The 12619-nt window shown below is 49.9% G+C and carries 12 protein-coding genes; 9 read left to right on the top strand and 3 right to left on the bottom strand.

Going from position 1 to position 12619, the window contains the following annotated elements:
• Nucleotides 1-50: 50 nt before the first annotated feature.
• The 5 genes from AB9R92_RS04865 to AB9R92_RS04845 all read left to right on the top strand — a co-directional run bounded on the left by AB9R92_RS04865 (nt 51) and on the right by AB9R92_RS04845 (nt 4542).
• Nucleotides 51-1346, top strand: a complete 1296-nt coding sequence (locus AB9R92_RS04865) for a DEAD/DEAH box helicase (RefSeq protein WP_370668375.1) — start codon at nt 51-53, stop codon at nt 1344-1346.
• 12 nt (nt 1347-1358) lie between these two features.
• Nucleotides 1359-2261: a deoxyribonuclease IV gene (locus tag AB9R92_RS04860; protein ID WP_370668374.1), complete on the top strand. Its 903-nt coding sequence runs from the start codon at nt 1359-1361 to the stop codon at nt 2259-2261.
• A 253-nt stretch (nt 2262-2514) separates the two neighbouring features.
• Nucleotides 2515-3288 (top strand): metal ABC transporter ATP-binding protein, encoded by a 774-nt coding sequence (locus AB9R92_RS04855; RefSeq protein ID WP_370668373.1) that lies wholly within the window; start codon nt 2515-2517, stop codon nt 3286-3288.
• Nucleotides 3281-4135 carry a metal ABC transporter permease gene (locus AB9R92_RS04850; protein WP_370668372.1) on the top strand — a complete coding sequence of 285 codons (855 nt, stop codon included), beginning with the start codon at nt 3281-3283 and terminating at the stop codon, nt 4133-4135. The genes AB9R92_RS04855 and AB9R92_RS04850 overlap by 8 nt, the downstream gene beginning before the upstream one ends.
• On the top strand, nt 4132-4542 hold the full coding sequence (locus AB9R92_RS04845) for a Fur family transcriptional regulator (protein WP_058380913.1): 411 nt from the start codon (nt 4132-4134) through the stop codon (nt 4540-4542). The genes AB9R92_RS04850 and AB9R92_RS04845 overlap by 4 nt, the downstream gene beginning before the upstream one ends.
• Nucleotides 4543-4653: 111 nt before the next feature.
• On the opposite strand, the gene AB9R92_RS04840 is transcribed toward AB9R92_RS04845, so the two are convergent.
• The 3 genes from AB9R92_RS04840 to AB9R92_RS04830 form a co-directional block, all read right to left on the bottom strand.
• Nucleotides 4654-5241: a hypothetical protein gene (locus AB9R92_RS04840; protein ID WP_370668371.1), complete on the bottom strand. Its 588-nt coding sequence runs from the start codon at nt 5239-5241 to the stop codon at nt 4654-4656.
• A gap of 12 nt (nt 5242-5253) precedes the next feature.
• Complete coding sequence (ispG, locus tag AB9R92_RS04835) at nt 5254-6372, bottom strand: flavodoxin-dependent (E)-4-hydroxy-3-methylbut-2-enyl-diphosphate synthase (RefSeq protein WP_171900920.1); 1119 nt, start codon at nt 6370-6372, stop codon at nt 5254-5256.
• A gap of 169 nt (nt 6373-6541) precedes the next feature.
• Nucleotides 6542-7072, bottom strand: a complete 531-nt coding sequence (locus tag AB9R92_RS04830) for a DUF1189 family protein (RefSeq protein ID WP_370668370.1) — start codon at nt 7070-7072, stop codon at nt 6542-6544.
• A 170-nt stretch (nt 7073-7242) separates the two neighbouring features.
• Here AB9R92_RS04830 and AB9R92_RS04825 point away from each other — a divergent pair, with 170 nt between their 5' ends.
• The 4 genes from AB9R92_RS04825 to AB9R92_RS04810 all read left to right on the top strand — a co-directional run bounded on the left by AB9R92_RS04825 (nt 7243) and on the right by AB9R92_RS04810 (nt 12450).
• Nucleotides 7243-8874: a Na/Pi cotransporter family protein gene (locus AB9R92_RS04825; protein WP_370668369.1), complete on the top strand. Its 1632-nt coding sequence runs from the start codon at nt 7243-7245 to the stop codon at nt 8872-8874.
• An 85-nt stretch (nt 8875-8959) separates the two neighbouring features.
• Nucleotides 8960-9442 (top strand): DUF456 domain-containing protein, encoded by a 483-nt coding sequence (locus AB9R92_RS04820; RefSeq protein WP_370668368.1) that lies wholly within the window; start codon nt 8960-8962, stop codon nt 9440-9442.
• Nucleotides 9443-9559: 117 nt separating this feature from the next.
• Nucleotides 9560-10168, top strand: coding sequence for a superoxide dismutase (locus AB9R92_RS04815; protein ID WP_370668367.1), 609 nt, complete (start codon nt 9560-9562; stop codon nt 10166-10168).
• A gap of 113 nt (nt 10169-10281) precedes the next feature.
• Nucleotides 10282-12450, top strand: coding sequence for a peptidoglycan D,D-transpeptidase FtsI family protein (locus tag AB9R92_RS04810; protein ID WP_370668366.1), 2169 nt, complete (start codon nt 10282-10284; stop codon nt 12448-12450).
• The last annotated feature ends 169 nt before the right edge of the window (nt 12451-12619 follow it).

Below are 12619 nucleotides of genomic sequence, written 5' to 3'. Positions count from 1 at the left end.
GCGCCATTTTATGCTATAATAGCTAGAGCTTAAGGAGGGAACTATATCCCATGACAAAATTCAACGAATACCGTCTCAAGCCATTTTTGCTTGAAGCGGTCGAAAAACTCGGTTTCACAGAACCGACAGCTATCCAAAAGGAAATGATTCCACAAATCATGAGTGGAAACAGTGCCATTGGCCAGTCCCATACAGGTACAGGCAAGACCCATAGTTTTATCATTCCCATCGTGGAACGCATAGATGTTTCGAAACAGGAAGTGCAGGCAGTGATCGCGGCACCGACACGTGAACTCGGAACGCAGATCTTCAACGAAATCCAGAAACTGATCGGCGATTCCGGGATCGAAGTGAAATCGTTCATCGGCGGAACGGATAAACAGCGTTCGATCAATAAATTGAAAACGCAGCCGCATATCGTTATCGGAACTCCAGGGCGTTTGAAAGACCTGGTCAACGAAAATGCGCTGCTCGTCCATACTGCCAAAATTTTGGTCGTCGATGAGGCGGATCTGGCATTCGACATGGGCTTTATCGAAGAAATCGACCAAGTCGCAGGGAAAATGCGCGATGACTTGGAAATGTATGTATTCTCCGCAACCATCCCGGAAAAGTTGAAACCTTTCTTGAAGAAATACATGGCCAACCCGGCGCACATCAAAATCGGTGACAAGCGCCCAGCAGCTGAAGGTTTGGACTTTTACCTAGTGCCGGTGCGCAGCAAAAAGAAAGTTGAACGCCTGCAGGAAGTGATGAAAATCATCAATCCGTATCTTGCGATCATTTTTGTCAATACGCGCACGAATGCCGATTACATCGCGGAAGAATTGTCGAAAAACGGCATCCGCGTCGGGAAGATCCACGGAGATTTGGCGCCGCGCGAGCGCGTCAAAATGATGAAGCAAGTTCGTGATCTGGAGTATCAATACATCGTAGCGACAGATCTTGCCGCGCGCGGAATCGATATCCAAGGCGTCAGCCATGTCATCAACTATGAATTGCCGGAAGACCTGGAGTTCTTCATCCACCGCGTCGGGCGGACAGCGCGTGCGGGATTGAAAGGCGTCGCCATCACTTTATTCAGCCCGGAAGACGAGGATGCCATCGTCCGTGTCGAGAAGATGGGAATTCCGTTCCAGCAAAAAGATATCGTCAAAGGCGAATTTGTCGATATGAAAGAGCGCCACGGCCGTAAAAAGCGCGTGCGCACGGAGAACGAGGCCGATACTAAGGCGAAATCGATGGTCCACAAACCGAAAAGCGTCAAACCGATGTACAAGAAGAAAATGAAATGGAAAATGGACGAAATCAAAAAAGCGGAACGACGCAAAAACCGCAAAAAGTAAGGGGTTTTTTGAATGCTATTAGGATCGCATGTCTCGATGAGCGGCAAGAAGATGCTTCTCGGCGCGAGCGAAGAAGCCGCTTCCTACGGCTCTACGACTTTCATGATCTATACGGGTGCGCCGCAAAACACGCGCCGCAAACCGATCGAAGAACTGAACATCGAAGCAGGCCGGGCGCATATGGCGGAACACGGCCTGTCGAATATTATCGTCCACGCGCCTTATATCATCAATATCGCCAACACGACCAAGCCGGCAACTTTCGAGCTCGGCGTCGAGTTCCTGCAGTCGGAGATCGAACGCACGGTAGCACTCGGGGCAGAACAAATCGTGTTGCACCCCGGTGCGCATGTCGGCGCGGGAGTGGAAGCCGGGACCCAGAAAATCATCGAAGGCCTGAACGAAGTGCTGACGCAGGATTTTCCGGTCAATATCGCGCTTGAGACGATGGCTGGAAAAGGCAGTGAAATTGGGCGCAATTTTGAGGAGCTGGCAGCGATCATCAACGGCGTGACGCATAACGAACGCTTATCGGTATGCTTCGATACATGCCACGTCCATGACGCGGGATATGATATCAAAGAAGATTTCGACGGGGTGCTGGCGGAATTCGACCGCATCATCGGCATCGACCGCCTGCAAGTGCTGCACATCAACGACAGCAAAAACGTGCGCGGGGCAGGGAAAGACCGCCACGAAAATATCGGCTTCGGCGAAATCGGTTTTGAGGCCCTCAATTCGATTGTCCACCATAAACAATTGATGCATGTGCCGAAAATACTCGAGACGCCGTATGTCGGACTGGATGCGAAAAAGAAAAAAGCGCCATATGCATATGAAATCGAGATGTTCAAAAACGGCGTATTTGCGCCTGACGACATCGAGAAGATGAAATTGCCGATTGAAACGCAATAATTACTAGAAGAGGCTGTTCCGAAAGTCATGAAACATGGCATTTCGAACAGCCTTTTTAATTTCGAAAGCAAGGGCAGGCTCGCCGGAAAAAGACCAGATAAGGTAATGCATTGCGTGCCTTTACGATTTGCAATTTGCTGTGTCGACTTGCAAAAGCTTTATTTCAAAGCCCAAACGGTTTACAGGAGCACGCAACTGCTCTATACTTTCTATAGTAAATCGTAATCATTCTTATTGGAAAAGGGGCGTCCCTATGGCAGCGCCATTGATCAACATTAAAGAAGTCAGCTATGAATATGAACAAACAAAAGCACTGGACCATATTTCGATGACAGTGGAGGAAGGCGACTTCCTGGCGATACTCGGACCGAACGGGTCGGGGAAATCGACTTTATTGAAAATCATGCTCGGCCTTATCCGCCCATCCGAAGGCCGCGTGGAATTGTTCGGCATTGATTCGAGGCAGTTCAAACACCGCGAATGGATCGGCTATGTGTCGCAGAAGTCGAATTCGTTCAACTCTGCCTTTCCGGCCACCGTGCAGGAAGTGGTGGCAGGGGGCTTGGCGAAAAAAGCCGGCCTGTTCCATAAAATGCCGAAAAACACATCCGAACAAGTTGAAGAAGCGCTCGATGCAGTCGGCATGAAAGCGTTCAAAAATCGCAGCATCAGTGAACTTTCCGGCGGCCAACAGCAACGCGTCTTTATCGCGCGCGCACTTGTCGCCAAGCCGAAAGTGCTGATACTCGACGAGCCGACTGTCGGCATCGATGTCCAAAATGTCCAGGCGTTTTACGACATGCTCGCCGCGCTCAACCGGGAACGCAATATCACGCTGGTGCTCGTGACGCATGACGTCGATACGGTGACCGACCGCATCTCGCACGTCGCGTGCTTGAACCAGACCATCCATTTCCACGGCTTCAAAGACCAATTGCATATGATGAGCGATGAGAAGCGTGAAGCGTGGTATGGCCATTCCGTCCGGAAAATTCATCATACGGAAGGAAGCCATACGCATGCTTGACGCTATCCTGTCCTATGAATTTTTGCAAAACGCATTCGCATCCGGCTTGATCATCGGCGTCATCGCGCCGCTGCTCGGCGTCTTCATCGTTGTAAGAAGGCTGTCGCTGATCGCAGATGCCTTAAGCCATGTGACGCTTGCCGGTATTGCCGGAAGCCTTTACTTAAGCCAAAGCGTCGCGGCGCTTGCGCTATTGAACCCGTTGTACCTCGGAATCGCGTCGTCGGTGATGGGTTCGATGCTCATCGAGCGGCTGCGCAGCGTCTATAAGCATTACGAAGAGCTGGCCATCCCGATCATCCTTTCTGCCGGCATCGGCTTCGGCGCCATTTTCATTTCCCTCGCGGAAGGATTTTCGAGCGATTTGTTCGGGTATCTGTTCGGCACCGTGTCAGCCGTCAGCCGCCAGGATTTGTTTATCGTCGCAGGGATCGCCGTGATCGTGCTGGCGTTTATCCGCATCTTCTTCAAGGAATTATTCGTCTTGTCTTTCGATGACGAATACGCACGGGCATCCGGTCTTCCTGCGAAATGGATCCATTTTCTGTTCATGATCGTCACCGCCCTGGTCATTGCCGGTTCGATGCGCATCGTCGGCATTCTTCTTGTGTCATCACTGATGACCATTCCGGTAGCGACAGCCATGCGCGTCGCGAAGAGCTTTAAACAAACCATTTGGCTATCGATCCTATTTGGTGAAATATCGGTGTTGACTGGCCTGGTCGCTGCCTTTTACTTCGATTTGGCGCCAGGCGGCACGATCGTCGTCACATCCATTGCCATTTTGCTGGTCATTCTGGCTTATCGAAAAATCTCGTTATCTAAGAAAAGGGGGGCAGCCGCATGAATTTAACGAAAGCGTGGGGCATCCTGAAAGAAAACGGTTTTAAGGAAACGACAAAACGCAATCAGATTTTGGAAATCTTCGAAGGGGACGAACGCTATCTGACTGCCCGTGATATTCTGGATGTCATGCAAAAAGACTATCCGAGCATGAGCTACGATACCGTTTACCGCAACTTGGCGACGTTTGTGTCGCTCGACATTTTAGAGGCGACCGAATTGTCGGGCGAAAAGCATTTCCGCATGCATTGCGAAAGTGACCATCACCACCATCATTTCATTTGCATGGACTGCGGCAAGATCAAGGAAATTCCGCTATGCCCAATGGACTTGTTGGGCGCGGCATTGCCGGCCTATGAAATCGACAACCATAAATTCGAAATCTACGGGAAATGCCCGGAATGCAAATAAACGCTAGTAATGAAAAGGGCCTGACAGCTAATGCTGCCAGGCCTTTTTTATCTACTCACAATTACAACGGACAAATAAAAAAAGAGCGCAAGACTCGCTTGCGCTCTTCGTTCACTGCTTGAGCAATTCCTGTTGGATGCCGAACTCTTTTTTCACCCATTGATCGGCTTCGAGCCAATCGTAGACGCGGACGACCTTGTTCGGCACCGGCTCACGGTTGTAAGGGGTGTCGAACAAAACGACCGGAATGTCCAGTTCCTCGGATATCTCGACCGCATTATCGTGTTTGTCCTCAAAGAACAAATCGACATTATGCGCTTTTGCGGTGCTGATCTTTTTATGCGTGCCGATCAATTCAATATGGTCGTAGGCAATTGCGTGTTGTTCGAACCAATCAAACGTGACACTTTTGACATTATCCCCGCGTGCGGAAATGTAAAACAGCTCATAATAGTCTTTCCAATTATTGAGGATCTGTTTTGCATCTTTCGAGATGGGCGAGGATGCATAGATTTTCGGTTCGTGTTTTTTGAACCAAGAGTAGAACTCTTTTTTATCGAGCTGCGGCAATGCCGCCGTCAGGTCGTATTCCCGGATGTCTTCAATGGTCAGCTCGCTGCCGAATGCTTCGTTGATGTGGGGAATCAGCGAGGTCGGGCAAGTCACGGTGCCATCGATATCAATACCAAATCGATACATATGATCACAACCTTATGCTTGTTGTTGTTCAAGTTCCTTTTGCTTTTTCTCTTCCGCTTGTTTCGCGAAATATTCTTCTGCCAATTTATCGATTTCGATCTTCAATTCCTCGACCATGGTTTCTTCAGGTACTTTACGGACTGTTTTCCCGTGCATGAACAGAAGGCCTTCGCCACGTGCGCCGGCGATGCCGATATCGGCTTCGCGTGCTTCGCCCGGTCCGTTGACGGCACAGCCGAGAACGGCAACTTTAAGCGGTGCTTTGATGTGGGAGATGTATTCTTCCACTTCATTCGCGATGGAAATCAAGTCGATCTCGATGCGTCCGCAAGTCGGGCAAGAGATGAGTGTCGCTGCATTCGATGACAAGCCAAACACTTTCAATAGCTCACGGGCTACTTTGACTTCTTCGACAGGGTCCGCACTCAAGGAAACGCGGAGCGTGTTGCCGATGCCTTTAGCGAGCAATGCGCCAAGACCGGCAGAACTTTTCACAGTACCGGAGAACAATGTGCCGGATTCCGTGATGCCGAGATGGAGCGGGTAATCGAATGCTTTCGATGCTTTTTCGTATGCTTCCACAGCGAGGCTTACGTCGGATGCTTTTAACGAGACGATGATGTCGTGGAAATCAAGGTCTTCTAAGATCTTGATATGGTGCAAGGCTGATTCCACCATGCCGTCCGCTGTCGGGTAGCCGTATTTCTCGAGAATTTTGCGCTCGAGCGATCCGGCGTTGACACCGATGCGGATCGGGATGCCTTTCGCTTTCGCTGCATTGACGACCGCTTCGACTTTTTCGCGGCGGCCGATATTGCCCGGGTTGATGCGGATTTTATCAGCGCCTTGCTCGATTGCGATCAAGGCTAGTTTGTAATCGAAATGGATATCGACAACCAGCGGGATATTGATCTGTTTCTTGATTTCACCGATGGCATAAGCTGCACGCTCATCGGGACAAGCGACGCGGACGACTTGGCATCCGGCTTCTTCGAGGCGGAGAATTTCCGCAACCGTTGCTTCTACGTCGTGTGTTTTCGTGGTTGCCATGCTTTGTATGAATAGTTCATTGCTGCCGCCAATCGTGATGTCGCCGACTTTGACGGGGCGTGTTTTTGAACGGTGAGTCATTTCGCTCATGTTAAAAATCTCTCCTTTTTGTGAGTTTCCGGTTATCCGGACGGTTACTCAGCTTACCTTTGCACGGAATCTACGCGCAGGTCTATTTCTCTTGCCTATAGCCATTTTAGCAGTGTCGTGTTTGAAAAGACAAGAAAGACGGCTGTCGCGCACAGATTCTTTACAGTGGTGCAATGTTACCGCGTTTTTTTGCGGGCGGGGCTTTCGGATAGAAACGCGCCGCACTATATAGAAGGAATAGCGTCCATAAACTCGTCAATAACGAAATCCACAGGCTGGTTCCCCAAAAGCTTGCGATATAGGCGGCGATGGTCGGCACGGTGACGGCGAGCGCCGCTGTGCGCCACATATGCCGGTATTCTCCGCGGCGCTTAAGCAACGCGAGAAAACCATAGCCGAATGCCGCGAATACGCTGATTTTGATGAAATGGTAGAGCGTTGTCGAGACGAATAGAAAAATGAATGCAAATGGGTACAGCAGCCATTCGATTTCTTCTATGAATTGCAGTAAGCCTTCCAACTCCGATGAACTTGAGCCGATGCCAAGCCGAAATTCAGCGAACGAGAGCAGCGACAGCAAGGCGATGAACAAAAAGACGAACTTCATGAGCCGGCCGATCGGCAAGATGCGGGCCGCCGCCCTTTTTTTTGGCTCCATAAAACTTGCTTTGAATAATTGGTAGAGGTTCACTTCGATCTTCCTTTCCCTATGTATTGTAATATTATCACGTTAAATAGGGAATACCGGGGGCTTATGTTACGGGTTTGTAAATTTTCAATAAAGGTATTTACATTTACTTAGCGAAGTCTTCATAATAGGTGAGGTGTCATTACGTTATATTTAGGAGTTGAATGTGAATCGTGGAATTGAATTGGCAGGAAGTACTGTTTACCTTCATTGGAGGCCTCGGTATTTTCCTATTCTCAATCAAGTATATGGGTGACGCTTTGCAGAAAGCTGCAGGCGATAAACTGCGGGACATCTTGGACCGTTTCACGACCAATCCCTTTATGGGTGTCTTGGTCGGTATTGTAGTAACCATTCTGATCCAATCGAGTTCAGGGACGACCGTAATCGTCGTCGGCCTTGTCAGTGCCGGTTTCATGACGCTGAGACAAGCAATCGGCGTCATCATGGGTGCAAATATCGGGACGACCGTGACGGCATTTATCATCGGCTTGGACGTCGGGGCTTACGCATTGCCGATCATGGCAGTAGGTGCGTTCTTGATTTTCTTCTTCAAGAAAAACCAAATCCAAAATATCGGGCAAGTCATTTTTGGGTTCGGTGGATTGTTCTTCGGGATGGAAACGATGAGCGGGGCGATGAAGCCGTTGCGCGAATTGCCGGCCTTCATCGACATGACCGTTAACTTGAGTGAATTCCCGATCCTCGGCGTTGCAGTCGGGACGATCTTCACTTTCATCGTCCAAAGTTCAAGCGGGACGATCGCCGTTCTGCAAGGGCTCTATGCAGAGAACTTGGTGACGCTTGATGCCGCATTGCCGGTTCTATTCGGTGACAACATCGGGACAACCGTGACGGCGGTGCTCGCTGCACTCGGCACATCCATTGCAGCGCGCCGTGCGGCAGCTGTTCACGTCTTGTTCAATGTCATCGGCTCCATCATCTTCTTGATCCTTCTCGTGCCGTTCACGGCGTATGTGGAATGGCTCACCGGCGTTTTGGGCCTTGAACCAAGAATGCAGATCGCATTTGCCCACGGTTCGTTCAACGTTGCGAACACATTGATCCAATTCCCGTTGATCGGCGCTTGGGCGTATCTCGTGACAAAAGTGATTCCGGGAGACGAGGTGCTTGTCGAGTTCAAACCGAAGCATCTCGACTTGAACTTCATCGAGCAATCGCCATCGATCGCGCTTGGGCAGGCGAAAGAGGAAATCCTGCGCATGGGTAAATATTCCGTGCAAGGGCTGGAAGAAACGTATGAATATCTGAAAACGAAAAGCAAAAAGAATGCCGAGATGGGTTACCAATTGGAAGATGCCATCAATAACCTGGACGGCAAGATCACCGATTACCTGGTGCTTATTTCCGCCGAGTCGATTTCCTCAGCGGATTCTACGCGCCACACGATGCTGATGGAAACGGTCCGCGATATCGAACGAATCGGCGACCATTTCGAGAACATCATCGAATTGATCGATTACCAGGAAGCCAATAAAGTAAAATTGACTGCGGAAGCGATGGAAGACTTGGACGAAATGTTCACATTGACCATTGCCACGGTGTCGAAATCACTCGATGCACTTGATACGACAAGCCATGAGCTTGCGCGTGAAGTGGCAGAACAGGAAGACCTGATCGACAAAATGGAACGCAAATTCCGCAAGAAACACATCCTTCGCCTGAACGAAGGCGCATGTTCCGCCCAGGCGGGAATCGTCTTTGTGGACATCGTCAGCAACTTGGAGCGGATCGGCGACCACTCCGTCAATATCGCGGAAGCCATACTCGGCAACCGCACTTGATCCATACTCCCTTTCATCCTTTACATTTCCTGAAATGTAAGGCACGATGAAAGGGAGTTTTTATATCGTAAAAGGAGGGCTCGTGATGCTCGAAATTGTCGGCTGGGTTTTTGTTCTTGTATTTTTTGCCATCGGTTTCATCGGACTTGTGTACCCGGTCATCCCGGCGTCGCTGTTCATTTTCGGCGGATTCATCATTTATGGCCTGTTTTTCAGCTTTGCTGATTTGCCGTGGTGGTTCTGGCTCATCGAGATTTTATTCGTCCTGTTGTTGTTCGGTGCAGACTTTTTGGCCAATGCGGTCGGCGTGAAGAAATTCGGCGGTTCAAAAGCGGGTTTGGTGGGCAGCACGGTCGGATTGATCTTCGGCCCGTTCGTCATCCCGTTTGCCGGCATCCTCATCGGCCCATTCCTCGGCGCCATCATCGCGGAGATGCTCGTCAATAAATCATCGATCAAAAATTCGATCCGTTCGGGAATCGGCTCGGTGGTCGGTTTTATCACTTCTGCACTTACGAAAGGCATCATCCAGGCTGTGATGGTCGGTTTGTTCTTCTGGGTGATTTGACGGCCGTCTCCGACTAAGGTCTGAAAAAAGCAGGTCCATATGCTTTATATTTGTGTCGGTCTGAAAATTTTGATACGCTAATAAAGTAGAACAATAGACTCAAGGAGGAATTTAATCATGGCATACGAACTACCGGAACTACCTTACGCGTACGATGCGCTAGAACCGCACATCGACAAAGAAACAATGAACATTCACCACACGAAACACCACAACACGTACGTAACGAACGTAAATGCGGCCTTGGAAGGTCATGACGATCTTTCTTCAAAATCAATCGACGAATTGATTTCTGATTTGAACGCAGTGCCGGAAGATATCCGCACAGCTGTCCGCAACAACGGCGGCGGCCACGCGAACCACTCGCTATTCTGGCAGCTTCTTTCACCGAACGGCGGAGGGCAGCCGACTGGCGCTGTAGCTGACGCGATCAACAGCAAGTTCGGAAGCTTTGACGAGTTCAAAGAAAAATTCGAAGCTGCAGGCAAAACACGCTTCGGGTCCGGCTGGGCTTGGCTAGTCGTTGCAAACGGCGAATTGGAAGTCACGTCAACGCCAAACCAGGATTCTCCACTATCTGAAGGCAAAACGCCAATTCTTGGAGTGGACGTTTGGGAACATGCATACTACTTGAAATACCAGAACCGCCGCCCGGACTATTTGGCAGCATTCTGGAACGTCGTCAACTGGGACGAAGTGTCCAAGCGCTACGAAGCTGCTAAATAATTGTTAAATATTGAAACCTCGACACACACTTTTTCGTCTGAAAAAGTGTGTGTTTTTTTATGTCCGGTGCTATACTAGCACATGGATATTTTTTTGAAAGGAGCTACGCGCTCATGAAAACCCCTCAAAAACGGCGTGTTTCGCTGGCGAAGTCCAAACTCCAGTCCAATACGACCTTCCGGATGAACATCCTGTTTTTTGCTATATTTCTGCTGTTTTCCATGCTCATCCTGCGCCTAGGGTATTTGCAGATCGTCAAAGGGGAAGATTACGCCCGTGCGATTGCCAGAACCGAGGAAGTGGCAGTGAACACAAGCGTCCCGCGCGGCCGGATTTTTGATTCAGCAGGGCGCCTTCAAGTCGATAACGAGCCTGTCAACAGCATTACCTATACGAAGATGCAGACGACCAAGAGCAGCGAAATGCTGGAAGTGGCAAAAGAACTCGCCAAATTGATCGAAAAAGACACGAAAAAAGTGACCTTGCGCGATAAGCAGGACTTTTACATACAATTGAATGCGGAAAGCGCCACCGAAAAAGTATCAGCTGAAGAACGCGCTGCAATCGAAGCGGAAGATTTGCCGCAAAAGGAAAAACAGCAGAAGCTGGATGCCTTGATTCGCGAGAAAATCACGGACGAAGAACTCGACAGCCTGACCGATCAACAATTGGAAGTGCTGGCGATTTACCGTGAAATGACGTCAGGCTATGCCTTGTCGCCGCAGATCATCAAAGGCGAAGGCGTGACGCCTGAAGAATTCGCCGTCGTCTCAGAGCGCTTGACCGACCCGAAACTGGAAGGCGTTAATACCGTCACCGACTGGAAGCGTGTAAAAATGACCGATTTGACCATTCTCGGCAGCACGACGACGCCTGACCAAGGAATTCCGGCCAACCGCCTCGATTATTATCTAAGCCGTGATTATTCCCGCAATGACCGCGTCGGCACGAGCTTTTTGGAGCAGCAATATGAAGATGCGCTGCAAGGCCAGAAATCGATCGTCAAAAACGTTACGGACGGGCGCGGGCGCGTCATCGAAACAGTGCCAGTCGATGAAGGCGAGCCCGGGAAAGATTTAATTTTGTCTATCGACAGCGAACTTCAATACGAACTGGAAAAAATCGTGGAAGATAAATTGCTTGCATTGAAAGCGGGGCCAAACTCACAGCTCGTCAAAGACGCATACTTGGTCATGATGAATCCGCGCACCGGCGATGTATTGTCGATGGTTGGCAAACGCGTCGGCGAAGATGAAAACGGCAAACGCATCGTCAATGATTATGCGTTTGGTACCTTCACGGCCGCCCATGAAATGGGTTCTACCATCAAAGGCGCCACGTTGCTCACGGGATATGAACAAGATGCGGTGGAGATCGGCGAAGTGCAAATTGATGAACCGCTGAAGTTCGCGGGTACGCCGCAGAAAAATTCGATTTTCAATACGACCCCGTTCAACCGCATCCCGATGAACGACTTGATGGCCATTGAACGGTCGTCCAACGTGTATATGTTCAAAATTGCTTTGGATATCGCCAATAAGCAATATCAATACAATCGGGGCTTGAGTGTTGCCCCGGAAAGTTTTGCCTTGATGCGCAATTCATTCGCGCAGTATGGGCTTGGTGTCGAAACGGGCATCGATTTGCCGAATGAAGGCACCGGTTATCTTGGCGGGACATATCCCGGTCCAAAATTATTGGACCTTGCCATCGGCCAATTCGATACGTATACGACGATGCAATTGGCGCAATATATTTCCACCATCGCCAATGATGGCTACCGCATGCAGCCGCATGTCGTCAAGGAAATCCGCAAAGCTTCTCCAGATGGCGAGACGCTTGGGCCAATCGAGACGGTCATCGAACCGAAAATCATGAACCGCATCAATAATACGCAAGAAGAAATCGACCGTGTCAAAGAAGGCATGCGCAATGTGTATATCGGCAGTTCCGGATCAGCACGCGCCCAGTTCAGCGATACGCCCTATACTGCGGCTGGCAAGACCGGAACCGCGGAAGCGTATTTCTATGAACGCGGCCATGAATTGCACGGCACCGTGAACGTCAACATCGCCCACGTCGGCTTCGCTCCTTACGAAAATCCGGAGATTGCGTACGCCGTCGTCATACCGTACGTGACGACCAATCCCCGTGAAGTGCCGAGAACCAATAATGAGATCGCCCGAGCTGCAGCAGACAAGTATTTCGAATTGAAATCACAGCGCTCGGGAGACGAGCCCAATGAAATCAAGCCGCCGATCAGCGGCACGCGCGTTGAATGAACAAGCTCTCCATCCATATGAACTAAACCGCCCGACCAAAGTCCTGAACTGGACATTGGCCGGGCGGTTTTTTGTGTATTTCAATAAGGCTTTCGTCATTTACAATTTCTTAACAATGGCTTTATATGTCCTCAACAATAGAACCGTATAGTTGGTCTTGTAAACAACA

Source organism: Planococcus sp. SSTMD024 (genome assembly GCF_041320495.1).
GTDB lineage: Bacteria > Bacillota > Bacilli > Bacillales_A > Planococcaceae > Planococcus.
Note: the sequence above shows the minus strand (reverse complement) of the source record. Positions and strands in the feature narration are given on the sequence as shown.